We start from the raw sequence: 23,300 nt of genomic DNA on the forward strand, positions 1-23,300 counted from the left end.
TATCGACCTATCGGAATGCGTGACTGTTCGGCGCAACCGACCGGGACCGCTCGCCCGACGGATTACCCTCGGGCATTATATTGTCAACCAAAAGTACGTCATTGCATAACAATGCACTTAAATTATAACACGACACAATTTTATGCTCTAAAGTTATTTGTTGAGCCACGATGGGAACTGATAGGTACACACCGCGGTCGTACGACGACATCGCCCCGGACCAGCGTCCGACGCTGAAACAGGCGCTCGTTCCGGTGCTCGGACTCGTCGCCTTCCTCGGTCTCGGGTCGGCGTGGCTGGGGCTCGATCCGCACATCCCGCTCATCTGGAGTATCGCGCTGGTCGGCCTCCTCGGTCGGTTCGTCTGGGGCTACACCTGGGAGGACCTCTACGAGGGCATCGAACGCAGTCTGGCGATGGGGTTACAGGCGATTCTCATCCTGTTTACCATCTACGGCGTCGTCTCGACGTGGGTCGCCGCGGGGACGATTCCGACGCTGATGTACTACGGCCTCGACCTGCTGTCGCCGCAGGTGTTCCTGCCCGCGACGGCGCTCCTCGTCGGCATCGCCACCTTCGCCATCGGTTCGTCGTGGACCGCGGTCGGCACGCTCGGCGTCGCCTTCATCGGCATCGGCTCGGGGCTCGGCGTCCCCGAACCGATGACGGCCGGCGCGATTCTCACCGGCGCGTACGCGGGCGACAAGCAGTCGCCGCTGTCGGACACGACGAACCTCGCCGCCGCCGTCACGAACACCGACCTCTACGACCACATCCGCGCGATGCGGAACGGAACGGCCGTCGCGTTCGGCCTCTCGCTCGTCGGCTTCGTCATCCTCAGCCTCGGCATCACCGGGACGATTCCGGCCGGCCAAATCGTCGATATTCAGACCGCGCTCGCCTCCACCTACGACATCACGCTCCTCGCGTTCCTGCCGCTCGCGGTCACCTTCGGCCTCGCCGCGGCTGGCTACCCCGCGCTGACGGTCCTCCTCGCCGGCGCGTTCGCCGGCGCGTTCACGAGCATCCTCGTGCAGGGCGCGTCGTTCGTCGCGGCGTGGCAGACGTTCATGAGCGGCACCGGCCCGGAAACCGGCTCCGAACTCGTCAACAGCCTGCTCGCGTCCGGCGGCGTCTCCGGCTCCGCGTGGACCATCGCCATCGTCGTCGCGGCGCTGACGCTCGGCGGCCTACTCGAACAGACGGGCGTCCTCGCCGTCCTCGCCCACCGACTTCAGCGCGGCATCCGGAGCCCGCGTCTGCTCGTCGCTTCGACCGGCATCTCAGCGATGCTGACCAACGCGCTCACCGCCCAGCAGTACATGAGCATCGTCGTCCCCGGCATGACGCTCCGCGACACCTACGACGAGTTCGGCCTCGACAGCTCGGACCTCTCGCAGGCCATCGAGTCCGCCGGGACGCCGACCGGCGCGCTCCTCCCGTGGCACGCTGGCGGCGCGTACATGGCCGGTGTCTTGGGTGTGGCGACGTTCGACTACATGTGGTACTACTTCTTCGGCTACCTCTCGCCGCTCGTGCTGTTCGCCTTCGTCCTCGCGGGCGTCGGCTTCTCGGGCAACAGCGCGGCACAGCCCGGTCCCGCCGCTACCGCATCGGACGACGACTAACGCGACGAAAACTCGCGCCGCGATATCGAACCGACTTGCGCTTTTTTACCGCTCTACCGCCGCTCTGAGCGCCCGCACCTCGTCGCGGACGGCGGCCCACTGCTCGACCGTGCCGGGGAGTTCGTCGCGGTCGTCGTGACCCTCGATTCGGTCGCGGAGAGCGCCGGGGTCGTCCACGTCCTCGAACCGGATTGCGCCGCCGCCCGCGGCCTCGACCGAGACGGTCCCGTAGCCGAACCACGACCCCGTGACGCCCTGCGAGAGCGCGCTGTTCTGGACGCGGTCGAGGGAAACGCGCTGGACGCTCCGAGAGAGGACGCCCGTCTTCCGGTAGAGCGCCCGGTCGGTGACGACGTAGCGCGTGTTGGTGACCCGGAGGTACGACCACGCGGGCAGGAGGAGTCCGACGAGAGCCACGAGGGCGAGTTCGGGCGCGCCGTTCGCGACGGCCACGGCGACGGACACGACGGCGATGGCACCTCCGACGACGGCCGCGGGGATGACGGTCTGTATCCGCGGCCGACCCTCCCAGCGGACGGTCTCGTCGTCGCCGCGTGCCAGCCAGTCGTCGATGGCCGCGACGGTCTCCGAGCCCGTCGCTGCGTCGGCCGCCGACTCGGTCGCGGCGCGCTCGGATGGCGAGCCCCCGTTGCTCGAATCGCCGCCCGTCATCGCTCGTCGGTCGTCGCGTCGAACTCGAAGTCGCTCGGTTCGAGCGCGTCGTCGCTCGCGTCGGTGTCGGCGTCGGAGGCGGGGACGGCGTCGGGTTCGTCGCCCGCTCGGTCGGTCGCGTCGTCGCCCGCATCATCGCCCGCAGCGATGCCTTCCTCGCCGTCGACGGCCTGCCGAATCGCGCGGAGTTCGGTCAGGATGTCGTCGAGGACGGCCGCTTTCCCCTCGGCGTCGGTGTCCGGGCCGCCCCGGCGCTTGATTCGCTCGTTGACGAGCGTCTGGAGCGACTGCGGGTCGGCGACGTTCCCGAAGCTCATCTCGATGCCGCTTCCCCCGGCCGTGCTGATGTCGACGGAGCCGTAGCCGAACTGTCCGCCGAGGAACGTCTGGCTGTAAGAGGTGTCCTGCACCTTGTCGAACTCGATGCGCTGGACGTTCCGGGAGAGGACGCCCGTCTTCCGGTAGAGCGCGTCGGAGGTGACGACGTAGTTCGTGTTCTTGTGCGAGAGATACGACCCGACGAGAAGCGGGATGCCCACGAGGACGAACGACAGCGGGACGCCGACGATGAAGGAGGGCACGAGGCTGTACGGGTGCGGGGTGTCGGCCCAGAGAACCTCTTCGTCGTCGTCGAGGGTAATCCAATCGAACTCGGTATCCATCGCTGACACGTTTTCCCCGGCGATGGAATAGTGTTCCGCCGGCTGCGGCCGCCGCCAGTGAGTATCGGTATCAACCAACATGACAATTCCGCCCGGTTGGGCAAACCATTTTACCGATGCCTGCAACGGAGTGTCCATGGACAAGCAGTCACTGCTCGACTTGCTGCGTCACGACGCTCGCGAGAGCGTAGATGACATCGCCCGCCAGCTGGGCGCAGACGCCGAAGCAGTGGCAGCAGCGCTCGAAGAACTCGAAGACGACGGGGTCATCCGCGGCTACCAGGCGGTCGTCGACTGGAACAGCGTCGACGAGGAACGCGTCCGCGCGCAGGTCGAAGTCGACGTGGAACTCGACCGCGAGACGGGCTACGAGGAGATCGCCCGCCGCATCGCGCGGTTCCCCGAGGTCGCCACGCTGCGACTCGTCTCCGGCGACTACGACTTCTTCATCGAGGTCGAGGGCGCGTCGATGCACGCCGTCTCGAACTTCGTCTCCGAGCGCATCGCCCCCATCCCCGAGGTCACGAAGACGGTCACGCACTTCGTGATGGACTCCTACAAGGAGGAGGGCATCGAGCTCGGGGACGGCGACGACGACGACCGGCTCTCAGTGTCGCCATGACGCTCGGCGACCAGCTTTCGGACCGCGTCGAACAGGTGCCGCCGTCGGGCATTCGGAAGTTCTTCGAACTCGCCGAGGAGGTCGACGACGTCATCTCCCTCGGCGTCGGTGAACCCGACTTCTCCGCGCCGTGGGCCGCCCGGACGGCCGCTATCGACTCGCTCGAACGCGGCAAGACCTCCTACACGTCGAACCGCGGGATGCGCGAACTCCGCGAGGCCATCTCGGAGCGCGTCACCCGCTACGGGCAGGAGTACGACCCCGAAGACGAGATTATCGTCACGACGGGCGCGAGCGAGGCGGTCGACCTCGCGTTCCGGGCGTTCGTCAACCCCGGCGACGTGGTGGCGATTCCCCAGCCGTCGTACATCTCGTACACGCCGGGGGCCATCTTCGCCGGCGGCGAACCGCTGCCGGTGCCGACCCGCGCCGAAGACGAGTTCACGCTCACCCCCGAGGCGCTCGAAGCCGCGGGGGCCGACGAGGCCGACGTGCTGGTGCTCTGTTACCCGAACAACCCGACCGGCGCGGTGATGACCGACGACGAACTGGCCGACGTGGCCTCGTTCGTCAGGGACCACGACCTCGTCGTGCTCTCCGACGAAATCTACTCGGACCTCCGGTACGAGGACGACCACGCCTCTATCGCCACCCACCCCGGCATGCGCGAGCGGACCATCGTGTTCAACGGCTTCTCGAAGGCCTACGCGATGACCGGGCTGCGTCTCGGCTACGCCATGGGGCCGCCGGGGGCCATCGACGCGATGAACAAGGTCCACCAGTACGCGATGCTGTCGGCGCCCACGACGGCGCAGTACGCGGCGCTCGAAGCGCTGCGGTCCTGCGACGACTCCGTCGAGGAGATGCGCCGCGAGTACGACCGCCGCCGGCGGTTCGTCCTCGCCCGCTTCGAGGAGATGGGACTCGACTGCTTCGAGGCGAAAGGCGCGTTCTACGTCTTCCCCGAGGCCCCCGACGGCGACGACGAGGCGTTCGCCGAGGGCCTCCTCGAAGAACAGAACGTCGCGCTCGTCCCCGGAAGCGTCTTCGGTGAGGGCGGCGCGGGCCACCTCCGCGTCTCCTACGCGACGGGGATGCGCGAACTCCGCGAGGCGATGGACCGCATCGAGGCGTACGTCAGCGACTGAGACGGCCGGGGGACACCCGACTCGAACCCGTCACCCGCTTTTGCCCGAACGAACACCGAACTAGGGGTATGCGAAGCATTCACACGGGTGGGGCGCGTACGGTTAGTGATGTACGACGAAATCCTGCTCCCCGTCGACGGAAGTCCGGCGGCCGAACAAGCGATGCCGCACGTGTTCGACCTCGCGGAGCGGTTCGACGCGACGGTACACGTGTTGTTCGTCGTGAACACGACGCGGGACAGCGCGGGTGTTGTCGGCGGCACGGTCCTCGACACGCTCGAACGGGAGGGCCGACGCGTCGTCGACGAGGTCAAAGCACGCGGCGAACGCCGCGGTATCGAGACGCACGGCGTCGTCCGGCGGGGCGCACCGCCCGACGCAATTCTCGACTACGCGACCGAACACGGCGTCGAGGTCATCGTGATGGCGACGCACGGACGGACGGGCGTCGAGCGCGTGCTGCTCGGGAGCGTGACGGAGCGCGTCGTTCGGGCCGCGCCGGTTCCCGTGTTGACGGTCCGCGCAGCCGAGTAGTCGAGTCGTCGGGGCGAAGCGGCCACGACGGCTCGACCGGCCGAAACGCACCGCGATATCGCTGACCGAGCGCGTCATCGACGCTGGACACCGTTGGGACGGTTCGAGAGACCAACACGCAAAGTATTATTAAATGCGCTTTCGTCGTGCAATACGAATGGATTCGGGAGGTGACACGGACATCGCCGTGACTGAGGACGCGTCCACGTTTCAACTCGGACTGGACGACCTCAAGCGGCGAGGGAGCGCGCTTCTGGTCGTCGGGTCGGTCCCGACTGAACTCTACTCGCGCGCGTCCAAACAGATGCTCGGTGCCCCCGACGAGCCGCGACGCCGTCTGTTAGTTCTCAACGACTCGACGCCGCTCGCCGACCGACTCGACGACGACATCCAGCGCACCAAAGAGTGGACGCGCGTGGTTCGGTACTCGACGCTCGAACGGAGCGTGGCGGCATCGTCGTCTCCCGACGCCGTGCCGACCGCTGCGGACACCTACGAGCGCCGGGTTGGCGGCGGTCTCGGCCAGCTCGGTGCGGAACTCGCCAACGACGTGACCGAGTTCGACAGCCTCTCCGGCGGACTCTCTCCGGCCGAACTCCGCGTCGCGTTCGACTGCCTGCCGTCACTCCTCTCGCGGTACCGGCGAGACCAGGTGTTTCGGTTCCTCCACGTCATGACCAGCCACGTCCGCGCCCGAAACGGGATGGTCCACGTCTGGTCGCCCGGGGACCGCGAAGACGAGCGCAACCGGCTGTTCGAACCGCTGTTCGACGCCGTCGTCGAACTCGACGTCGAGGGCACGGAGGCTCGCCAGCGCTGGCATCTCCGGCGGCGAGACGCTTCCTCCGGCTGGTTTCCGTTGGAGTCGTGAACCTCGCACGACCAGTACGCTTTTCACCTTAATCGTGTCACATAGACACAATGGAACCGTCCGGGCAGGACCAGCGGGCTGACGCGTCTTCCGCGTTGGAAGTCGGTTTTTCGCTCCCTTCAGATGGCACGGGGTTGGTCGTTCGAGACAACATCGAACGCCACCAGTTCATGCTTCGAACGCCGTCGTCAGTCGCGCCGGAGCCGACCGACCGACGCCGGTTCTCGCTCCCGACGGACGCCGCGGTCCGCATCGAGACCGACCGTATCGGGTTGGCCGCGAACACGGTCGTCTGCGTCCGCGACGAGGCGGGGTCGATGCTCGCACAGGTCGACCAGCAGGGTCGCGAGGAACTCGACGCGGCGACGTACAGCATCGAGCTTTTCGGCGCGGTCAAGACGTATCTCCGAGTCGACGGGGCAGTGACCGTCGACGCGCAGCCGCTCGAAACCGTGCTCTCGTTCGAGGAGTCCCAGACGGTGTTCGTCGGCGCGCGGTCGTCCCACGAGAGCCCCGCGGCGACGATTACGACGACCGACGACCCGCTCGACGTGATGGAGGCCGTCTCGGCGTTCAGCTCCGCGCTCAAGACCACGAGCGTCGAGCGGTCGTACCCGACGCTCCGGGGCCACCCGCCGCTTCTCGAACTGGGCGACGAACTCGACATCCCGGCGGAACTCCGCATCCCCGACACCGGCGTCCGAATCGAACTCCCGCCGACGCTGAGCCACGTCTTCGTGGCGACGCCGCTGGCGTACTATCTCGGCGCGAGGCTCGTCCCCGGCGACTCGCCCCGACTCGTCACCGAAGGGGGGTTCGTCCACGACTTCGACGGCCCACACGGGTTCGAGGAGGCGGTCGCGCGCGCGCTCAAGCGCACGTTCTTCCTCGACTGCGTCGTTCGGACGGAGGGCATCTACGACGTGCCGCTCCACGAGCGCCAGACCGTCGAGTCGCGGACGGATATCGACGCCGAGGGGCTGTACGACGCGCCGCTCGACGAACGGCTCGCGGCGTACTTCGAGCTTCCGTACGACCAGATTGCCGACCTCGTCCCGGAGTGGAAGCTGACGACGCACGTCGCGCCGCAGACCGACAACATCGAACTGCTCCCCTTCGTCACGAACGACCTCGCGGTCGTCCGGACCCCGTCGGGGACCGAAGTCCCGCACTCGGAGGTGCAGGCGGCCGTCGTCGACGATTTCCTCCGAGACGACGCCGACCCCGAGGACAGCGACGCCGAGACCGTCAGGAGCGCCGGCGCGACGACGCCGAGCGAGACGTACGTCAAGCCCGGTTCGACCGATTCGGTCGAGCAGGCGTGGATTAGCGACGGAACGCCCGTCGGCGCGAGCAAGACCACGCCCGCCGCCTATCGGAACCGCCTCCAGCGCGAACCGGCGCAGGGTGACATCGGTATCACGGTCGTCTGTAACGACCCCGAGATGCTCGACGAGACCGACATCGTCGACGAGGTGTACGGCTCGCGCGACGGACTGTCGTTCGATGTCGACGCCCACTACGACCTCAGCAGGGCGGAGCTTCGGCAGACGCTCGCGGAGCCGACCGACTTCCTCCACTACATCGGCCACATCGACGACGACGGCTTCCAGTGCCGCGACGGCAGGGTCGAGGCGGAGACGCTCGACCACGTCGGGACGGGCGCGTTCTTCCTCAACGCGTGCCAGTCGTACGACCAAGGGCTCGCGCTCGTCGAGGCCGGCGCTATCGGCGGTATCGTCACGTTCAGCGAGGTCATCAACAGTCAGGCGGTCGGCGTGGGTCGCACGCTGGCCCGACTGCTCAACGGCGGATTCCCGCTCCAGGCGTCGCTCGACGTGGTCCGAATCGACAGCGATGTCGCACACCAGTACGGCGTCGTCGGAGACGGCGGACTGTCAGTTGTCCAGGCAGAGAGTGGGGTCGCGGTGCTCTGCGAGGTCGAATCCCTCGATAGCGACACTTACGAATTGGCGTATAATGCGTACCCGACATCACGGAGCGGACTGGGTTCGTTGATAATCCCTGATCTACCGGGGAACACCGAGTATTTTCTCTCGTCGCAACCGCTCTCGAAGGTTAACCTATCGACTCAGGAGCTACGAGAGTTCCTCGCGCTAGAACAAATTCCGGTTATCTATGACGATGCCGTCTACTGGGATTGCGAATTCCTCGTGTAGTTACGGCCCGTAGATGATTCCCGTGTTTCCGGCCGCCACGCTGCCGGCCTGCGAGAGCAGGAGCGTGAGCGTGAACAGGACACCCATCATGCGGGGGTTCTGACGGAGGTACGTTACCATCTGGTTGCTGTCGTCGGACATGTGCACTTACCCCAAGGCGCGAACAGAAATTATAATTTTTCGTGTATATCTGATATGAAATTAACTTAATTAACGGAGCGGGTGTCGCAAGTAACCATCAGTCTGGCGAACGGTTCCCGTAACGGCGTGCAAACTACCCGTCCGCTGCACGGGCTACGCGTCGGCTACGAGAACGGAGACGGGAGAAGACGGTCGGCGTCCGAAACGGTTGCCCGGTCTGGTCAGGAGTTGTCGATATCGGCCTCGCCGCCGATGTCTCGGTACACCGCGGAGATTCCTTCGGTTTCGTCGAGCTGCCCGAGCGTCTCGTCGAGCTCGCGCCGGAGCTCGGTCAGGCGGGCGGTGAGCCGCTGGTACTCCTCGTTTTCTTCCAGCGCCGCCTCGTCTTTCTCCGACTCTAACAGCGCCTTCTTCGACGCGAGGGAAAACAGGTCTTGGATACCCACGTCGTAGGCGTTTCGCAAGATGAGGTTAGAGACGGTCTCGGTCAGCGCTTCGCGCGAGACGGGTTTGACGAGGTAGTCGTCGAAGCCCATCGCGATGATGTCGAAGTCGGGTTCGACCGCGGTCACCATCGCGACGCGGCACTCGAAGCCACGGTCTCGAATCTCCGAGAGCGCCTCGTCGCCCGAGAGGTCGGGCATCCGACGGTCGAGGAGAACAACGTCAACCTCGTCGTCGAGCTTATCGAGCGCCTCGCGGCCGCCGTAGGCGACACGAACGCCGTAGTCGTTCCTAAGCCAGGTTGCGTACAGATCGGCGAGGTCAGGCTCATCTTCAACGATGAGCACCAGTGGCTGTTCTGCGCTCATTGGTAGTGGAGTGGTGTTCCGGAGACGCTCACGAAACTCAATGTCGTGCAGTGGTATATCAAAATACCTCTTGTCTAACGCCGTCCGAAACCGCGCTTGTGGGCACTAATTGCCCCCCGGAGTTGTTATACATTCCGGCGAACCGAACAGATACTAACTGTCGGATGTCCCCGAAATCGACTCGACGGTGATGCGGTTCGCCTCGACATCCTCTAACACCGCGCCCCACCCGCCGACGGTGTAGGTCTCCCCGTCGGTCTCGACGGTCAGACAGACCTGCCCCGCGAGTTCCGAAAACGACAGCGCGTCCGTCGGCGCCGAGACCGCCGTGTAGTACACGTCGGTCACTTCGCCGGTGAACTCGACGGGGTCGCGCTCGTCGGTCTCGTAGCCCTCGATGTGGGCGGTGATTCGGTTCCCGTCGCGGACGAGCGGCTCTACGTCCTGGACGAAGTGTCTGATGTCCGAGTACACTATCGGCGGCTCGTCGGTCTGTGCGTCGTAGACGACCTCCCAGACCTCCCACAGCGCCGTCTGGAAGTACCAGTGGAAGACGTACGCCAGCGTGTAGTCGTCGACGAGGACGCCGTACTGGTTCACCGAGTTGTCGTGCGGGGCGAAACACGCGCCCGTCCGGTCGACGATGGCGACGAACGGCGTCGGGAGCGTCCGGTGTCTGACCTCCGTGGCGACCCCGCGGTACTCCCGTTCGGCGGGTGGTTCGAGTTCGTCGGTCCGCTCGGGGTGGAGCACGACCTTCACCAGCGCGCCGTTCTCGTACGCCTCCGACAGCGCCGGCTTGAGCTCGTCGAACTGCTCGGGGGTGACGGACAGTTGAACCTCGCCGTCGGCCTCCCGAATCATCTCTTCGGCCCGATTGAACACCGTCTCGAAGCGCTTGACGATGCTCAGCATGTGTCGGTCGACCGCGGGCTGTTGCCAGCGCGCCTCAATTTCCTCTGCCGCGTCGTCCAGTTGGACGGCGCGACTCTTGAGGTCCTCCATCACCGATTGCGGGTCGCACGCCCGCGCGTGAAGGCTATCCTGCTCGTAGGTCTCGATGTAGCCCTTCGCTTCGAGGTCGCGGAGAACATCGTAGATACGGGCGGTCGGCACGGCGCAGGCGTCGGCGAGTTCGGTCGCGCTCGCCGCGCCGAGTTGCAGCAGCGCGACGTACGCCTCGGCCTGATACTGAGACAACCCGGCGTTCCGGAGTGCGGTGCGTAGCTCCGCGGTATTCATCGCTTGTAGATGCACGACATACATCCCTATTAATTATCGTATGTTCTCGCCCCGCGTTCGCTCCGGACATCGAGCCGAGAGCGGGGGGAAAGAGCAGTGAGGAGACGGGCACAGCGCGAAAACGAAACGGCCGGGTGCGCGTTACTCGCTCGGGCTGTAATTCGGCGCTTCGTCGGTAATCATCACGTCGTGGGGGTGGCCCTCGGTCTGGCCGGCGGCGGAGACGCGGACGAAGCGGGCCCGCTCTTTGACCTCGGGGATGGTCTCGGCACCGACGTAGCCCATGCCGGACTGCATACCGCCGACGAGCTGGTGGAGCTCGGACGCGAGCGAGCCCTTGTACGGCGTCGCGGCCTCGACGCCCTCGGGGACGTACTCCTCGTCTTCGTTGTCCTCTTTGAGGTAGCGGTCGGCGCCGCCGGACTGCATCGCGCCGACGGAGCCCATGCCGCGGTACTGCTTGTACTTCTTGCCGTTCATCGTGATGACGCGGCCGGGGGCCTCGTCGGTGCCGGCGAAGTAGGAGCCGAGCATGACGGCGTCGGCTCCGGCGGCGACCGCCTTGATGGCGTCGCCGGAGTAGCGGATGCCGCCGTCGGCGATGACGGGGATGTCGTAGTCGGCGGCGATGTCGGCGACCTCCGCGACGGCCGAAATCTGGGGCATGCCGGAGCCGGAAACGACGCGGGTCGTACAGATGGAACCGGGGCCGATGCCGACCTTGATGCCGTCCGCGAAGTCGACGAGTTCGGCCGCGGCCTCGCGCGTGCCGACGTTCCCGACGACCACGTCCGCCTCGACGGACTCCTTGATGTCGCGGGCGGTGTCGATGACGTTGAGGTTGTGCGCGTGTGCGCAGTCGATAAAGATGACGTCCGCGCCGGCGTCGTCGGCCATCTGCGCGCGCTCGTCGTCGAACGGGCCGACGGCGACGCCGCAGACGAGGCGGCCGTCGTCGTCGCGGGCGGCGTTCTCGTGTTCGCGGCGCTGGAGGATGCCCTGCATCGTGACGAGGCCGACGAGGCGGCTGTCGTCGTCGACGATGGGGACGCGCTCTATCTTGTGGTCGTACATGAGTTCGAGCGCGTCGCGAGCGGTCACCTCGCGTTCGGCCGTGATGACCTCGTCCGTCATGGCCTCGCCCACCTCGTCGGACTCACCGACTTCGAGGTACGGGCGGATGTCGGTGCCGGAGATGATGCCGAGGACCACGTCGTCGTCGTCGACGACGGGTGCGCCGGAGACGCCGGCGCGCTCCATCATCTCGTCGACCTCGCTGATGGTCTGGCCGGGGTTGGCCGTGACCACGTCTTCGCGGCGGATGACGAGCTCGTCGGCGCGCTTGACGCGCTCGATTTCGCGGACCATCTGCTCGGCGTTCATGTTGCGGTGGAGCACGCCGAGCCCGCCCTCGCGGGCCATCCCGATGGCCATCCCGCTTTCGGTGACGGTGTCCATCGCCGCCGAGAGGATGGGAATGTTGAGTTCGACGTTCTTCGAGACGCGCGTCGACACGTCGGCGTCGTCGGGTTCGACGCGGCTCTCCATCGGGCGGAGCAGCACGTCGTCGAATGTGAGGGATTCGGGTACCCGTAGCTTCTCGGTGAAGGGTTCTCGGTCAGGAACGTCGTTCGCCATATCAAGCGTGGTTGCGGGGACGACAAAAGGGTTGCGAGATAGCACGGGCGTGTCGATGTATCGCAAACCCGACCGTCGATATACCCACATTCGTGAGTATTCTCTGCATCGCCGGTCGACCGAGACGACCACCGAAGCGCGTGATGACGCCCGTGAACGACGGACGCCGCCGGCCCCCAGATACGCCGGGATGTTCGTCCCCTCGTCACGGTGTACCGAACCGCAAGACCATCGTGAATAATCACCATGTTCACGAACGTGTACCGCGGGATTTTCGAGATTTCAAATTATAACCGACGAATCGTCAGTGCTTTTTATAATGATGGCAGAAATACTCGTGTCCCGTGCGGTCGTATCCCACACAACGTTTAATACTCCTGTCCTATTGTAATCCCGTATGGACTCCACGCGTCCCGCCGCATCGCGCATTGCCGGTCAAACGACCTCCGACTCCGGCATTCTCTTTACAGCGATGTGGCAGACATTTAAACGGGAGTTCAATATCGGACGAAATGGGCTTCGCGTGCGGAGCGCCCGCACCCCGCTGTCCGAATTGCGTCCCTATCGCCGCTTGGGCCATGGTGACGGCCAGTAACATCGAATGAGTGTCTCACGCCACCCAGTCGCCCTTCGCCTCGAGCAACAGGTGGGGGGTGCCACCCGTCTGCTCGCAACCGTCATGGGGCTGCCCCTCGTCGACGGCATCTTCCCCGCGCTCATCATCGCGGGGGCGATGACGACCGCCGCGGGCGACCCCTCCATTGCGGGCATCCTCCAGACCGGCCTGCTCATCTTCGGCGGCTCCGCGACGGTCGCGGTCATCCTCGCCGAGATGGACGGTACGCGCCGCGAGCAGCTCACGTCCATCCTCCTGCTCGGCGTACTGCTCATCCCGGTCGCGGTCGCCGAGGCCGCCGTCGCCGAGACCATCGAGACGCTCCTGAACTTCGAGGTGTTCCACCGCTTCGCCGGCCTCGTCATTCTGGCCGTGGCGGCGAAGACGGCCTCCTCGAAGGTCGGTGAGTACCTCCCCTCGCCGAGCATCATCATCGGTCTCGGCCTCGTCGCGAGCTTCGAGCCCGCCGGGTTCGAACTCATCGTCACCCCCGACCCGATGCGCCTGCTCAGCGCCGGCGCGGCGGCCGGCACGGGCGTCGGCTTCGCCGGGGCCGTCGCGCTGTTCGCCCCGCGGCTCCGCGGCAACGTCGACATCGACCTCTTCCGCTTCGGAAGTTCGGTCGCCCTCGGCATGCTGGCGCTCGACGTGCTCGGCCTGATGCCGACGCAAGCGCCCGTCGCCCTCGGCGTTCTCGGCGTCACCGCGCTGTTCGCGTTCGACCCCGGCTCCGACGGCGCGGACCTCGACGAGTTCGTCGACGACGCCTCCGCCGAGTCGGCCACGCCTAACGCGAACGCCAACGGGGCGGTCGCAGACGGCGGCGACGACGCCGACCCGGCCGACTACGACGCGCTGGTCGACGACGCGAACGAGACCGACGACGACTCCGAGCCGGGGTACGGCTATCCCGGCGAAGAAGAGTCGCGCGCGCCCTGGCTGTAACCCGCCGGGCGACTTTTTCTCCCGGCCGGCGAACCACGTCGCATGCGACGGACTTTCGATATCCGAACCGAGCGCCGGCTTCAGGTCGTCGACGTGACCGACGAGGTCGAGGCGGCGCTTCCCCGGAAGTACGACGGCGTCTGTACGGTGTCTCGACACACACGACGACCGGCGTCTGCGTCAACGAGGCCGAATCGCGGCTGCTCGGCGACATCGAATCGATGCTCACCGAGGCGGTCCCCGACGACGGCTGGGACCACGACGAACTCGACGGGAACGCCGACTCGCACCTCCGCGCGCTCCTCGTCGGCAACGGCGTCTCGATACCCGTCGCCGACGGCGCTCTCGACCTCGGGCGGTGGCAGTCCGTCCTCCTCGTGGAGTGCGACGGTCCGCGCACGCGGACCGTGACGGTGGCGACGCCCTGAATCGACTCGGGGCGCAGCCTCGCGGACAGCCGGGTCCCCGGCTCCTCCCCGACCGCTGGCGGAGGGCTTACTTACTTCGGGACGGTTGCACGGGTATGAGCAACCGCGTCGTGCAAGGACGGATGGTCACGCCCGAGACGCTCGCCGAACTCGTCGAGGGCGAGCGCCCGATGGACGCCGAGCCGATTCAGGACGCCGACTTCGACTGCCCGGAGTGCGGCGAGAACGTCATTCAGGTGGGCTACATGCCGAGCGTGACGGAGTTCGTGACGGCCTACAAATGCCAGGAGTGCGACTGGGCCGACGACGACCGCGACGAGTAGAATCGAAACCCCTTTAAGAAAAATCGCCATACGAGAGAGTGCAGACAGAACGAATCGGGGCTGTGGCCAAGCCCGGCATGGCGACTGACTCCAGAGGCTTGGCGCCCGGGACGACACTCCAGCTGATATACTGAGCGACCGACTGATCATCGGTCGTGTTGACGACCCTCTGGAGTTCCGAGGTGCCCACCGGAGATATCAGTCGATCGGGGGTTCAAATCCCTCCGGCCCCACTCTAACCTTAATCCTTTCGCAGGGTTTTAACAAGGAGTAACGACGCCCTCGCGTGGGTTCTCTCCCACACAGGAGGTGCGTTCTCCGTGAGCGATTCGCCACCAGAGAAGAGCGACTGCGACGGCGAGAACCAACGCGCCGTCGCGGCAGCGGTCCCGCGGCTGTGTCTTTCTGCACCGAGTCTCTATCACTCGTTTGAAAAGGAGTGGTGTTCTGTCGGGGAAATTACCACAAGAATACCAACTGATTATAGTCGCCCGGGGTGACGGGGCGGTATGGTACGGGACACAGCGCACCGACTCGCCGGGTATCTGAGCAGGCGCATCGGCGACGGGCTTCGGACGGTCGTCATCGCCGACGACGGCGGCTACGGACTGGAATACATCCGCGACGACCTCTCGGAGCGGTACACCGAACGGACGCTGACGGCGGCCGTCACCGACCTCCAGGTCGAAACGTCGCTTTCGTCTCCCAGTAGCGACTCGTCCCCTGCCGGCGAACGCCGCGCGGTCGTCTACTACTACGAGAACGCGTTCGTCCTGCAGTTTCCCTTCTCCGAGGCGGAGCGAATCATCATCAGCATCGGAACCGATGCCGGGGCCGACCTCCTGCGGTTCATCGAGGACTGCCGGCGCATCGTCGACCGGGAGAACTGAGCGCCGGGGTGGTCGCGGGCGGGGGCGAGGTCGGTGCCGGGCGCTGACGACGGGAGGCGACGCCGCCGCTGCACAACGATTTTCTCTCGTGCGCCCGACGTGGGAGTGATGGAACTCGTCTCTGTCGCCGCGCTCGCCGAGAACCGCGTCATCGGTCGCGACGGCGAACTCCCGTGGCCGAGCATCCCCGCCGACAAGGAGCAGTACCGAAACCGCATCGCCGACGACCCGGTCGTCCTCGGTCGGACGACGTTCGAGTCGATGCGCGACGACCTGCCGGGGAGCGCCCAAATCGTCATGAGCCGAAGCGAACGGTCGTTTTCGGTCGACACCGCCCACCGCGCGGCGAGCGTCGAAGAGGCGGTCGACATCGCGGAATCGTTGGGCGCGGAGACGGCCTACGTCATCGGTGGTGCCGCCATCTACGCGCTGTTCCAACCCCACCTCGACCGGATGGTGCTGAGCCGCGTCCCCGGCGAGTACGAAGGCGACACGTACTACCCCGAGTGGGACGACGACGAGTGGGAACTCGACGCCGAGACCGACTACGAGGGCTTTACGCTCCAAGAGTGGGTCCGGTCGGCGTAGGTCCGGACGGCCGACGGCCCTAGACTCGCTCGACTCCGGCGGACCCGGCGACTCCGGCGAGGCCCGCTGGGGCGCGTAGCTTGATACGCCGGAGGGCCGTAGCGGGCGACCATGCGTCCGAACCTCGACACGCGGATTCTCGCGCTCGCGCTGGCTCGGATGGTCGACGCTCTCGCAAACTCGTTTCTGGTCGTCGTCCTCCCGCTGTACATCGGGAGCCAACTGGTGTCGATGCCGTCGTTCGTCGGGACGACGCTTTCTCTCGGGGTCGTCGAGGTTCCCCTCTCGACCGAACTCCTCATCGGCGTCGTGCTCTCGCTGTTCGGGTTTCTCAACAGCTTCAGTCAGCCGTTTACGGGGTCGCTGTCGGACCGCACGGGCCGCCGCCGAGTCTTTCTTTTGACCGGGCTCGCGCTCGTCGCCGTCGGGAGCGCCGGCTACCTCGTGTTCGCGGACTACGGCTCGATACTCGTCATGCGTGCGCTCCAGGGTCTCGGCGCGGCGTTCACCATCCCGGTCACGGTGGCGCTGGTGAACGAACTCTCCGACGAGGACGAACGCGGCGGCAACTTCGGCCTGTTCAACACCTTCCGACTGCTCGGCTTCGGGACCGGCCCGCTCGTCGCCGGCGGCGTCGTCACCGCCGGCCCCTACTCGCTCGCCGGCGTCGCGCTCTCCGGCTTCGACGCCGCGTTCCTCGTCGCGGTCGTCGGCGCGGCGGTCAGTTTCGTCCTCATCGCGCTGCTTATCGAGGACCCAGAACGGACCGACAGCGAGGCGGCCGACGACATCTCGATTTCGGTTCGGAACCCCGACGGCCCCGGCCTCGACCCCGTGTTCGCCCTCGGCGTCGCGACCGTCGTGATGGCGCTGAGCATCGCCATGTACGCCCCGCTCGCAAACGTCATCAACGAGCGCCTCGACCAGGGGACGTTCCTGTTCTCGGTGCAGTTCGGCGCGACCGTCCTCGCCAACGTCGTCTTCCAGTACCCCATCGGCCGGCTGAGCGACCGCTACGGGCGGCGGCCGTTCCTCGTCGGCGGCTTCGTCCTCCTGCTCCCGACGACGCTCGCACAGGGGTTCGTTCAGACGCCGGCGCTGATGATTCTCGCGCGGTTCCTGCAAGGCGTCGCGGTCGCGGCCGTCTTCGCTCCCTCGCTCGCCCTCGCCGGCGACATCGCCAAGGCGGGGCAGTCGGGGTCGACGCTCTCGCTTCTCACGATGGGGTTCGGCCTCGGCGTCGCCATCGGCGCGCTGTTTTCGGGCGTCCTCGTCGGCTTCGGCTTCGCCGTCCCCTTCGTTGCCGCGACCGCGCTGGGCGCGGTCGGCCTGCTCCTCGTCTACACGCAGGTCGGAGAAACCGTCGAGGTCGGCGGCGGTGGCGGCGACAATCCCTCGCCCGCCCGCGGCGATTAGCGCCGATTCGAGGCTGTTGATGGGGGCGACGCCGCATCAGGCGTCGGTGTCGGCGTCCTCGTCGGCGTCCACGTCAGCGTCGGCGTCAGTCGGCGTCACCGACGATATCGAGCAAAAACGAGCGAACCGTCGCCGCCGTCTCGTTCCACGTCGGGTGCGCGAGAAAGCGGTCGCGGGCCGAGATAGCGAGCGACTGCAACCGCCGGCGATTCCGACACAGCGGGGCCACGGCGTCGGTGAGTTCGGCCGGGTCGGTCGGGTCGACGAGGAAGCCGTCTTCGCGGTGCGTGACGAGCTCGCTCGCGCCGCCGGCCGCCGAGACGAGCGCCGGGAGGCCGAACCCCATCGCCTCGACCGCGGCGATGCCGAACCCCTCGTAGTGGGAGGGGAGCGCGAACAGGTGTGACTCCCGGAACGTCGCGGCGAGGTCTCCGTCCGAGAGCCGGCCCGCGAACGTCACGCGGTCGTCGATGCCGCGGGCGACCGCGAGGGCCGAAAGCGAGTCGGCGTAGTCGGCGTCGACCGCCGCGCCGACGACGGTTAGCTCCCAGTCGTCGCGGACGCGAGCGAGACCGCGGAGCAGGCCGTCGACGTTCTTCCGCGGTTCGAGGTTACAGACGGTGATGATGCGGAGCGGCCCATCGGCGGCGCGCGCCCGTATCTCGTCGTCATCGAGGGGCGCGCCGAACGACGCAAACCGGTCGCCGGCGGGGTGCGCCACGACGCTCGGGTCGGGGTCGGTGACGGCCGCGACCGTCCGTTTCGTCGTCTCGCTGTTGAAGACGAACGCGTCCGCAGAACGGAGATACCGGCTCTCGACGGCGCGTCTGGCGCGCTGTCGCCACCACCGAAACCGCTCCAGCGAGTTGAGGTGGTGGACGACGGAGACGACCGGGGTCTCGCCGTCGAGCAGGGCGTTCGCGCCGACGAGCGAGGGGTGACAGAGTTCGTCCTGCAGGAGCACGTCCACGTCGAGGGCGCGGAGGCGGCGGACGGCGGTGAGGTTGTCCCGGAGTCGCTTCCGGTACGGCCGCTCGGGGAGCGAGACGACGGTCACGTCGTCGCCGGCGGCGCGGAGTCCGCCGACGAGTTCGGAGTCGTAGCGATAGCCGCCGGAGCGGTCGTCGAGCGGGCCGTAGACGACGAGGCCGACACGCACGTCAGAGCGGGGTCTCGTAGGTCGCGCTCGCCGCGTCGTCCTCCCAGACGCGGACCGAGACGTGCTGGGGCGCGTCGAGGGAGGCCGCCTCGACGAACCGCTCGCACACCTCGCGGGCGAACCGCTCGACGCTCGGGTTCTGCCCCGAGAACTCCACGAGTTCGTTCATCGTCTCGTCGCGGTAGCGGGACAGCGTCGCGTCCAGCGCGGCTTTCACGTCGTCGATGTCGACGAGGTAGCCGTACTCGTCGAGCTCCGGCCCCGACAGTTCGACCTCGACGGTGAACGCGTGAGAGTGTAACTCACCCTCCGGGCCGGGGTTCGGAACCGTCAGGTAGTGCTGGGCGATGAGGTCCCTGCGAACCGAGACGCGGTACATGAACTGTCAACAGTTCCGGTACGTAAAGAGGATTTGGACGGCCTCGTCGGGGGCGTCTTCGAGGAGTCGGTAGGCGCGCGCGGCGGACTCGACGCCGATTCGGTGGGTCACGAGCGGGTCCAGCCGGAGGTCTTCGAGGTGGTCCCACGCCAGCGAAAAGCGACGGTCGGCGTCCCAGCGGCCGCGAAGGTCGGGGTCGATGGTGCTGACCTGACTGCTCTCGACGCTGATGCGTGAGCGGTGGAACCGCCCGCCGAGGTCGAGGGTGGCGGGCTTGGTGCCGTACCACGACCCGACGACGACCCGGCCGTCGTACCGCGTCACCGACAGCGCGTCGTCGAGCGCGTCGGGGTCGCCCGAGAGTTCGAGCGTCAGGTCGGCCCCGTCGGCGGGGGCGTCAAGCGACTCGGGATGGACGGCCTCGTCGGCACCGAGGTCCTCGGCGATGGCCCGGCGCTCGGCCACGCAGTCGACCGCGGTCAGACTGCCGAGCGGGAACTGCGCGAGGAGCGCGGTGGTCACGAGCCCGACGACGCCCTGTCCGAAGACGACGGCGTGCTCACCGATGAGCGGCCGGCCGTCCATCACGAAGTTGAGCGCGGTTTCCATCGTCGGCAACAGCGCGGCGCGCTCGTCGGTCACGTCGTCGGGGACGGCAATGAGTTCCGAGGGGGACGCGAGAAAGCGGCTCTCGTGGGGATTGAACGCGAAGACGCGGCTGCCGAGCCGCGAGTCGGGCACGCCGTCACCGACGGCCTCGATTTCGCCGACGGCGGCGTAGCCGTAGCGGAGCGGAAACGAGAGGTCGCCCTCCAGCGCCGCGATTGACTCGTCGGCGGCGAGGTCGGTCGGCGCTTCGCCGCGGTAGACGAGCCGCTCTGTCCCGGAGCTCACCGCGGAGGTCAGGGTGCGGACGCGGACCTCCTCGGGGCCGGGTGCGGGCACGTCGCGGTCGCGGACCTCGACGCGTTCGGGGGCCACGAAGTAGACCGCGCGACCCTCCATCGCTCAGTCGTCTGCGGTCTCGACGGCGGCGTCGGCGTACTCGACGGTCGTGCCGCGGTGGCGACAGTCTTCGAGCGCGTGTTTGGCCGCGAAGCCGGCCTCGTGAGCGTTCGACGCCGTGCCGACGCCGACTTTGAGTTCCACGTCCGCCTCGGCCTCGACGTGGGCGATGGCGTCGCGGTACTGGTCTTCGGAGAGGTCGGGCGTGACCGAGATGATGTTGTCGCCGCCGACGAAGAACGACAGCGCGCCGTGTTCCTCGCGCAGGTGGCGCATGAGCGACGCGTAGCCCTGTTCGATGTGGATGAACGTGTCGAATTCGTTGAGGCGGTCGGTGTACTTGCCCGTCGCGTCGTTCACGTCGAAGTGCGCGATTTGGAGGTCGGTACCCGTGCGGTCGGCGTCCGCGAGGGTCTCCCCGGAGAGCACTTCGCGGCGGTCGCCGTCCTGTGCGCTCCCGACGCGCTGGATGCGGTCGGTGGCGCGTTCGAGCGCGACCGCGGGCGACCGATCGACGCCGATGCCGAGACTGAGCGTCACGGGATAGCGGTTCGCGATGGACTCCTGCAGCAGTTCGTGGTCGTCGCGGTCGAGCCCGTTGGTGACCGCGACCATGTTGTCGAATCGGGTGAAAAACGCGTACCCGTCGCGAGAGCCGACGAACTGGGCCAAGTCGGCGAAGAGCCGCGACTGGAGCGTCTGGAGGTCCATCTCCCGCCGCGGGTCCGGGGTGACCGTCCACGGCCCGTAGTTGTCGATTTGGACGAGTGTCAGCTGCGTGTTCGTCACGGTAGACGAGTAGGGCGACGCGCATATTGGTCTTTGGTTCTGTGACGGTTCCGCCGCAACCCCGAGTCGCTCAGCCGCCCGACTCCCGGAGCGTCCGGCTGGCGACCACGTCGAGGACCGCCCACGTCGCCAGCCACACGCCGACCGACAGGAGGGCGATGGCCGTCGTCGACAGAAGCGGGACGACGACGGAGACCGTGGCCACGATGGAGTACGTCAGAAACACCGCGACCATCGCGGTCACGAGCCCGTAGACGCCGACGGCGCTGTTGCCGGTCGCCGGCCCGCGAAGCCACCCGACCAGCCGCTTCGAAGAGACATCCATGCGACGACATATGTCACCAATGAGCATAATAGTTCTCTCGGGCGAACGTTCAACAGCCCCGGCTCCCTACCGAGGACGATGGACTACCGAGGTGTCGTTCTCGACGTCGACGGAACCGTCGTCCGCGGTGACGAAGCGATTCCGGGCGCGCTCGACGGGCTCGCCGCCGTCGACGCCGCCGGACTCGACCGACTGTTCGTCTCGAACAACCCGACGAAAGCGCCCGTCGCCTACGAGGCTCGGCTCCGCCGAGCCGGCATCGAGGCGACCGCCGACGAGGTCGTCACCTCCGGCACGACGACGACGGCGTACCTCGCAGACCGGCACCCGGGCGCGCGGACGTTCGCCATCGGAGAGTCGGGCTTCCGCGACCAACTCCGCGACGCCGGCCTCGAACTCGTCGGCCCCGGCGACGACCCGGAAGTCGTCGTCGTCGCCATCGACCGCGAGTTCGACTACGACGACCTCCGCGACGCCAACAGCGCGCTCCGCGGCGGGGCCGCCTTCTACGGCACCGACCCCGACGTCATCATCCCGACCGCCGACGGCGACATCCCCGGGTCGGGCGCGATTATCAACGCCGTCGCGGGCGTCGCCGAGCGCGACCCCGACGCGATTCTCGGCAAGCCCTCGAAGGTCGCCCAGGAGAGCGTCCTCGACAGACTCGGCCTGCCGCCCGAGGCAGTCCTCATCGTCGGTGACCGCCTCGATACCGACATCGCGCTCGGCCTCGACGCGGGCATGGGGACCGCGCTCGTCCGAACCGGCGTGACCGACGACGCGGCTCTCGCGGCCAGCGAGTACGAACCCGACCACGTCCTCGACGACCTCGGTGAGGTCGAACGTCTCGTCTCGAAGTAGCCCGGAGCGGCCGCGGGAGCGGTCGAACTGCGCCGTCCGCGCCGCGGGTCCCCCCTACACAATCATTATCGTTCTGACGCGACAACTACCGACCGGGTGATGCCCATGTCCGGAAAGAAGATTCTGCTCCTCGCCGGCGACTTCGTCGAGGACTACGAGATTATGGTACCGTTCCAGGCGCTCCAGATGGTGGGACACGAGGTCCACGCGGTGTGTCCCGAAAAGGAGGACGGCGACCGGTGTAAGACCGCCGTCCACGACTTCCGCGGCGACCAGACGTATCTGGAGACCCGCGGCCACGACTTCGCACTGAACGCGACGTTCGCGGACATCGACCCCGCGGACTACGACGCGCTCGTCGTCCCCGGCGGCCGCGCGCCGGAGTACCTCCGCGGCTACGACCAGGTGCTCGACGCCGTCCGGCACTTCTTCGACGAGGGGAAGCCGGTCGCCGCAATCTGCCACGGGCCGCAGATTCTCGCCGCCGCGGGCGTCCTCGACGGCTACGAGATGACCGCCTACCCCGCCGTCCGCGCGGAAGTCGAGCGCGCGGGCTGCTCGTGGGTCGACGAAGTGACCGTCGACGGCAACCTCGTTACCGGCCAAGCGTGGCCGGACCACCCCGAGTGGCTGGCGGCGTTCCTCGACGTGCTCGGCACCGAAATCAGCCACGAACCGGCCGCAGCGGCCGCGGACGACTGATTCGTTGAGTCGCTCACACGATATCGCGTGTGAGAATGTCTGACAAAGATTTTTATTAGGGGCGACGAAGGGAGAGGTATGGAAGAGCCGAACAGCCCGTACTTCCGCGAACAGGTCGACGACGTCGTCGAATCGGACCCCCAAGACCGCGAGGTTATCATCGTGGAAGGCGAGGCGATGAGTCTTCGAAGCTATAAGAAGCGCCGCGACTGACCCGGCGGGGCGTCTCCGAATCCGAACCCGAGCCTGCCGCGATACACGTCGCTGGCGGCGTCGGTTTCTGCGAAAAGAATGAGTGCGTGTCGGCGCAGCCGCGAGCGACGCTTAGAACGCGTCGCCGACGACGGTCACGTCGGCCTGCAGTTCGTCGCGGAGCGCGTCGTGGACGTGGCAGATGTCCTCGGCGAGTTCCGTGATTTCGGCGAACTCGTCGTCCGAGAGGTCGGACTCCACGTAGACGTCGAAGCTGATGCGTTCGAGGTCGTCGCCGTCGTCGAGGTCGGCGTCGGCGTCGATCTGGACCTTACCGAGGTCGTCGAAGCCCGTCTTCTGCCCGCCGACGCGGAAGGCGGGGAGGAAACAGGAGGCGTACGTCGCGACGAGCGCGGCGTTCGGGTTCGGACCCGTCTCGTCGGTGGCGTCGATCTGGAGGTCGAAGTCGCCGACCTGGCTCGTGCATGCGAAACCGTCCTCGCTGACAGTAGAGGTCTGGATGTCGGACATT

At 66.9% G+C, this 23,300-nt stretch carries 27 protein-coding genes, 1 tRNA gene and 1 pseudogene; 17 read left to right on the top strand and 12 right to left on the bottom strand.

The window, feature by feature from the left end:
- Positions 1–170: 170 nt before the first annotated feature.
- Positions 171–1,628: a Na+/H+ antiporter NhaC gene (gene nhaC, locus C458_RS05540; RefSeq protein WP_008573942.1), complete on the top strand. Its 1,458-nt coding sequence runs from the start codon at positions 171–173 to the stop codon at positions 1,626–1,628.
- Between the two features lie 45 nt (positions 1,629–1,673).
- Here nhaC and C458_RS05545 read toward each other — a convergent pair whose 3' ends face one another.
- Both C458_RS05545 and C458_RS05550 read right to left on the bottom strand, forming a co-directional pair.
- On the bottom strand, positions 1,674–2,300 hold the full coding sequence (locus C458_RS05545) for a PH domain-containing protein (protein ID WP_008573943.1): 627 nt from the start codon (positions 2,298–2,300) through the stop codon (positions 1,674–1,676).
- Entirely contained in the window at positions 2,297–2,962 is a 666-nt protein-coding gene (locus C458_RS05550; protein ID WP_008573944.1) for a PH domain-containing protein, read from the bottom strand. The genes C458_RS05545 and C458_RS05550 overlap by 4 nt, the downstream gene beginning before the upstream one ends.
- A 136-nt stretch (positions 2,963–3,098) precedes the next feature.
- Between C458_RS05550 and C458_RS05555 the strand changes: the two genes are divergently transcribed.
- The 5 genes from C458_RS05555 to C458_RS05575 all read left to right on the top strand — a co-directional run bounded on the left by C458_RS05555 (position 3,099) and on the right by C458_RS05575 (position 8,317).
- Positions 3,099–3,584: an Lrp/AsnC family transcriptional regulator gene (locus C458_RS05555; protein ID WP_008573945.1), complete on the top strand. Its 486-nt coding sequence runs from the start codon at positions 3,099–3,101 to the stop codon at positions 3,582–3,584.
- Complete coding sequence (locus tag C458_RS05560) at positions 3,581–4,732, top strand: pyridoxal phosphate-dependent aminotransferase (protein ID WP_008573946.1); 1,152 nt, start codon at positions 3,581–3,583, stop codon at positions 4,730–4,732. Before C458_RS05555 ends, C458_RS05560 begins: the two co-directional genes overlap by 4 nt.
- A gap of 108 nt (positions 4,733–4,840) precedes the next feature.
- Entirely contained in the window at positions 4,841–5,266 is a 426-nt protein-coding gene (locus C458_RS05565) for a universal stress protein (protein WP_008573947.1), read from the top strand.
- A gap of 157 nt (positions 5,267–5,423) precedes the next feature.
- Positions 5,424–6,137 (top strand): hypothetical protein, encoded by a 714-nt coding sequence (locus C458_RS05570; RefSeq protein ID WP_008573949.1) that lies wholly within the window; start codon positions 5,424–5,426, stop codon positions 6,135–6,137.
- A 134-nt stretch (positions 6,138–6,271) separates the two neighbouring features.
- Complete coding sequence (locus C458_RS05575; RefSeq protein WP_008573950.1) at positions 6,272–8,317, top strand: hypothetical protein; 2,046 nt, start codon at positions 6,272–6,274, stop codon at positions 8,315–8,317.
- Here the strand turns inward: C458_RS05575 and C458_RS18380 are convergent, their stop codons facing one another.
- The 4 genes from C458_RS18380 to guaB all read right to left on the bottom strand — a co-directional run bounded on the left by C458_RS18380 (position 8,318) and on the right by guaB (position 12,150).
- Positions 8,318–8,458, bottom strand: coding sequence for a hypothetical protein (locus C458_RS18380; RefSeq protein WP_004043668.1), 141 nt, complete (start codon positions 8,456–8,458; stop codon positions 8,318–8,320).
- A 221-nt stretch (positions 8,459–8,679) separates the two neighbouring features.
- Complete coding sequence (locus C458_RS05580) at positions 8,680–9,270, bottom strand: HalX domain-containing protein (RefSeq protein ID WP_004063642.1); 591 nt, start codon at positions 9,268–9,270, stop codon at positions 8,680–8,682.
- A gap of 153 nt (positions 9,271–9,423) precedes the next feature.
- Complete coding sequence (locus tag C458_RS05585) at positions 9,424–10,512, bottom strand: TrmB family transcriptional regulator (protein WP_008573951.1); 1,089 nt, start codon at positions 10,510–10,512, stop codon at positions 9,424–9,426.
- Positions 10,513–10,653: 141 nt separating this feature from the next.
- Positions 10,654–12,150, bottom strand: a complete 1,497-nt coding sequence (guaB, locus tag C458_RS05590) for an IMP dehydrogenase (RefSeq protein ID WP_008573952.1) — start codon at positions 12,148–12,150, stop codon at positions 10,654–10,656.
- Positions 12,151–12,547: 397 nt separating this feature from the next.
- On the opposite strand from guaB, the gene C458_RS17800 reads away from it, so the two are divergent.
- The 8 genes and pseudogenes from C458_RS17800 to C458_RS05620 all read left to right on the top strand — a co-directional run bounded on the left by C458_RS17800 (position 12,548) and on the right by C458_RS05620 (position 17,356).
- Positions 12,548–12,745 carry a hypothetical protein gene (locus C458_RS17800; protein ID WP_081603265.1) on the top strand — a complete coding sequence of 66 codons (198 nt, stop codon included), beginning with the start codon at positions 12,548–12,550 and terminating at the stop codon, positions 12,743–12,745.
- 84 nt (positions 12,746–12,829) lie between these two features.
- Positions 12,830–13,711 (top strand): DUF5794 domain-containing protein, encoded by an 882-nt coding sequence (locus tag C458_RS05595; protein WP_008573954.1) that lies wholly within the window; start codon positions 12,830–12,832, stop codon positions 13,709–13,711.
- Positions 13,712–13,753: 42 nt separating this feature from the next.
- Positions 13,754–14,139, top strand: a pseudogene (locus C458_RS05600) (secondary thiamine-phosphate synthase enzyme YjbQ).
- Positions 14,140–14,234: 95 nt separating this feature from the next.
- Complete coding sequence (locus tag C458_RS05605) at positions 14,235–14,462, top strand: DUF5795 family protein (RefSeq protein ID WP_013035372.1); 228 nt, start codon at positions 14,235–14,237, stop codon at positions 14,460–14,462.
- A 56-nt stretch (positions 14,463–14,518) separates the two neighbouring features.
- Positions 14,519–14,695: transfer RNA gene (locus C458_RS18045), tRNA-Trp, on the top strand.
- 276 nt (positions 14,696–14,971) lie between these two features.
- Entirely contained in the window at positions 14,972–15,352 is a 381-nt protein-coding gene (locus C458_RS05610; protein WP_008573956.1) for a hypothetical protein, read from the top strand.
- A 108-nt stretch (positions 15,353–15,460) separates the two neighbouring features.
- On the top strand, positions 15,461–15,940 hold the full coding sequence (hdrA, locus tag C458_RS05615; RefSeq protein WP_008573958.1) for a dihydrofolate reductase HdrA: 480 nt from the start codon (positions 15,461–15,463) through the stop codon (positions 15,938–15,940).
- A gap of 111 nt (positions 15,941–16,051) precedes the next feature.
- Positions 16,052–17,356, top strand: a complete 1,305-nt coding sequence (locus C458_RS05620; protein ID WP_008573960.1) for an MFS transporter — start codon at positions 16,052–16,054, stop codon at positions 17,354–17,356.
- Between the two features lie 85 nt (positions 17,357–17,441).
- Here C458_RS05620 and C458_RS05625 read toward each other — a convergent pair whose 3' ends face one another.
- The 5 genes from C458_RS05625 to C458_RS05645 form a co-directional block, all read right to left on the bottom strand.
- The gene (locus C458_RS05625) at positions 17,442–18,515 is read right to left on the bottom strand and encodes a glycosyltransferase family 4 protein (protein WP_008573962.1); all 1,074 of its coding nucleotides are present in this window, start codon (positions 18,513–18,515) and stop codon (positions 17,442–17,444) included.
- Between the two features lies 1 nt (position 18,516).
- A complete protein-coding gene (locus C458_RS05630; protein ID WP_008573963.1) occupies positions 18,517–18,894 on the bottom strand; it encodes a 6-carboxytetrahydropterin synthase in 378 nt (125 codons plus the stop codon).
- 6 nt (positions 18,895–18,900) lie between these two features.
- Positions 18,901–19,899, bottom strand: coding sequence for a zinc-binding alcohol dehydrogenase (locus C458_RS05635; protein ID WP_008573964.1), 999 nt, complete (start codon positions 19,897–19,899; stop codon positions 18,901–18,903).
- A 3-nt stretch (positions 19,900–19,902) separates the two neighbouring features.
- A complete protein-coding gene (locus C458_RS05640; protein ID WP_008573965.1) occupies positions 19,903–20,688 on the bottom strand; it encodes a GTP cyclohydrolase III in 786 nt (261 codons plus the stop codon).
- 70 nt (positions 20,689–20,758) lie between these two features.
- Positions 20,759–21,013: a hypothetical protein gene (locus C458_RS05645; RefSeq protein ID WP_008573966.1), complete on the bottom strand. Its 255-nt coding sequence runs from the start codon at positions 21,011–21,013 to the stop codon at positions 20,759–20,761.
- 78 nt (positions 21,014–21,091) lie between these two features.
- On the opposite strand from C458_RS05645, the gene C458_RS05650 reads away from it, so the two are divergent.
- The 3 genes from C458_RS05650 (at position 21,092) to C458_RS18785 (ending at position 22,789) form a co-directional block, all read left to right on the top strand.
- Positions 21,092–21,874 carry an HAD-IIA family hydrolase gene (locus tag C458_RS05650; RefSeq protein WP_008573968.1) on the top strand — a complete coding sequence of 261 codons (783 nt, stop codon included), beginning with the start codon at positions 21,092–21,094 and terminating at the stop codon, positions 21,872–21,874.
- Between the two features lie 105 nt (positions 21,875–21,979).
- On the top strand, positions 21,980–22,576 hold the full coding sequence (locus C458_RS05655; RefSeq protein ID WP_008573969.1) for a DJ-1/PfpI family protein: 597 nt from the start codon (positions 21,980–21,982) through the stop codon (positions 22,574–22,576).
- A gap of 78 nt (positions 22,577–22,654) precedes the next feature.
- Positions 22,655–22,789 (top strand): hypothetical protein, encoded by a 135-nt coding sequence (locus tag C458_RS18785; protein WP_004043651.1) that lies wholly within the window; start codon positions 22,655–22,657, stop codon positions 22,787–22,789.
- Between the two features lie 111 nt (positions 22,790–22,900).
- On the opposite strand, the gene C458_RS05660 is transcribed toward C458_RS18785, so the two are convergent.
- Positions 22,901–23,299: an OsmC family protein gene (locus tag C458_RS05660; protein ID WP_004063615.1), complete on the bottom strand. Its 399-nt coding sequence runs from the start codon at positions 23,297–23,299 to the stop codon at positions 22,901–22,903.
- Between the last annotated feature and the right edge of the window lies 1 nt (position 23,300).

Origin of the sequence: Haloferax sp. ATCC BAA-644 (genome assembly GCF_000336975.1) — an archaeon.
GTDB lineage: Archaea > Halobacteriota > Halobacteria > Halobacteriales > Haloferacaceae > Haloferax > Haloferax volcanii.

Excerpts from the sequence above, each read along its gene's own strand:
- nhaC (WP_008573942.1), top strand. The coding sequence starts at position 171 with ATGGGAACTGATAGGTACACACCGCGGTCGTACGACGACATCGCCCCG.
- C458_RS05545 (WP_008573943.1), bottom strand. The coding sequence starts at position 2,300 with ATGACGGGCGGCGATTCGAGCAACGGGGGCTCGCCATCCGAGCGCGCC.
- C458_RS05550 (WP_008573944.1), bottom strand. The coding sequence starts at position 2,962 with ATGGATACCGAGTTCGATTGGATTACCCTCGACGACGACGAAGAGGTT.
- C458_RS05555 (WP_008573945.1), top strand. The coding sequence starts at position 3,099 with ATGGACAAGCAGTCACTGCTCGACTTGCTGCGTCACGACGCTCGCGAG.
- C458_RS05560 (WP_008573946.1), top strand. The coding sequence starts at position 3,581 with ATGACGCTCGGCGACCAGCTTTCGGACCGCGTCGAACAGGTGCCGCCG.
- C458_RS05565 (WP_008573947.1), top strand. The coding sequence starts at position 4,841 with ATGTACGACGAAATCCTGCTCCCCGTCGACGGAAGTCCGGCGGCCGAA.
- C458_RS05570 (WP_008573949.1), top strand. The coding sequence starts at position 5,424 with ATGGATTCGGGAGGTGACACGGACATCGCCGTGACTGAGGACGCGTCC.
- C458_RS18380 (WP_004043668.1), bottom strand. The coding sequence starts at position 8,458 with ATGTCCGACGACAGCAACCAGATGGTAACGTACCTCCGTCAGAACCCC.
- C458_RS05580 (WP_004063642.1), bottom strand. The coding sequence starts at position 9,270 with ATGAGCGCAGAACAGCCACTGGTGCTCATCGTTGAAGATGAGCCTGAC.
- C458_RS05585 (WP_008573951.1), bottom strand. The coding sequence starts at position 10,512 with ATGAATACCGCGGAGCTACGCACCGCACTCCGGAACGCCGGGTTGTCT.
- guaB (WP_008573952.1), bottom strand. The coding sequence starts at position 12,150 with ATGGCGAACGACGTTCCTGACCGAGAACCCTTCACCGAGAAGCTACGG.
- C458_RS17800 (WP_081603265.1), top strand. The coding sequence starts at position 12,548 with ATGGACTCCACGCGTCCCGCCGCATCGCGCATTGCCGGTCAAACGACC.
- C458_RS05595 (WP_008573954.1), top strand. The coding sequence starts at position 12,830 with ATGGGGCTGCCCCTCGTCGACGGCATCTTCCCCGCGCTCATCATCGCG.
- C458_RS05605 (WP_013035372.1), top strand. The coding sequence starts at position 14,235 with ATGAGCAACCGCGTCGTGCAAGGACGGATGGTCACGCCCGAGACGCTC.
- C458_RS05610 (WP_008573956.1), top strand. The coding sequence starts at position 14,972 with ATGGTACGGGACACAGCGCACCGACTCGCCGGGTATCTGAGCAGGCGC.
- hdrA (WP_008573958.1), top strand. The coding sequence starts at position 15,461 with ATGGAACTCGTCTCTGTCGCCGCGCTCGCCGAGAACCGCGTCATCGGT.
- C458_RS05620 (WP_008573960.1), top strand. The coding sequence starts at position 16,052 with ATGCGTCCGAACCTCGACACGCGGATTCTCGCGCTCGCGCTGGCTCGG.
- C458_RS05630 (WP_008573963.1), bottom strand. The coding sequence starts at position 18,894 with ATGTACCGCGTCTCGGTTCGCAGGGACCTCATCGCCCAGCACTACCTG.
- C458_RS05635 (WP_008573964.1), bottom strand. The coding sequence starts at position 19,899 with ATGGAGGGTCGCGCGGTCTACTTCGTGGCCCCCGAACGCGTCGAGGTC.
- C458_RS05645 (WP_008573966.1), bottom strand. The coding sequence starts at position 21,013 with ATGGATGTCTCTTCGAAGCGGCTGGTCGGGTGGCTTCGCGGGCCGGCG.
- C458_RS05650 (WP_008573968.1), top strand. The coding sequence starts at position 21,092 with ATGGACTACCGAGGTGTCGTTCTCGACGTCGACGGAACCGTCGTCCGC.
- C458_RS05655 (WP_008573969.1), top strand. The coding sequence starts at position 21,980 with ATGTCCGGAAAGAAGATTCTGCTCCTCGCCGGCGACTTCGTCGAGGAC.
- C458_RS18785 (WP_004043651.1), top strand. The coding sequence starts at position 22,655 with ATGGAAGAGCCGAACAGCCCGTACTTCCGCGAACAGGTCGACGACGTC.
- C458_RS05660 (WP_004063615.1), bottom strand. The coding sequence starts at position 23,299 with ATGTCCGACATCCAGACCTCTACTGTCAGCGAGGACGGTTTCGCATGC.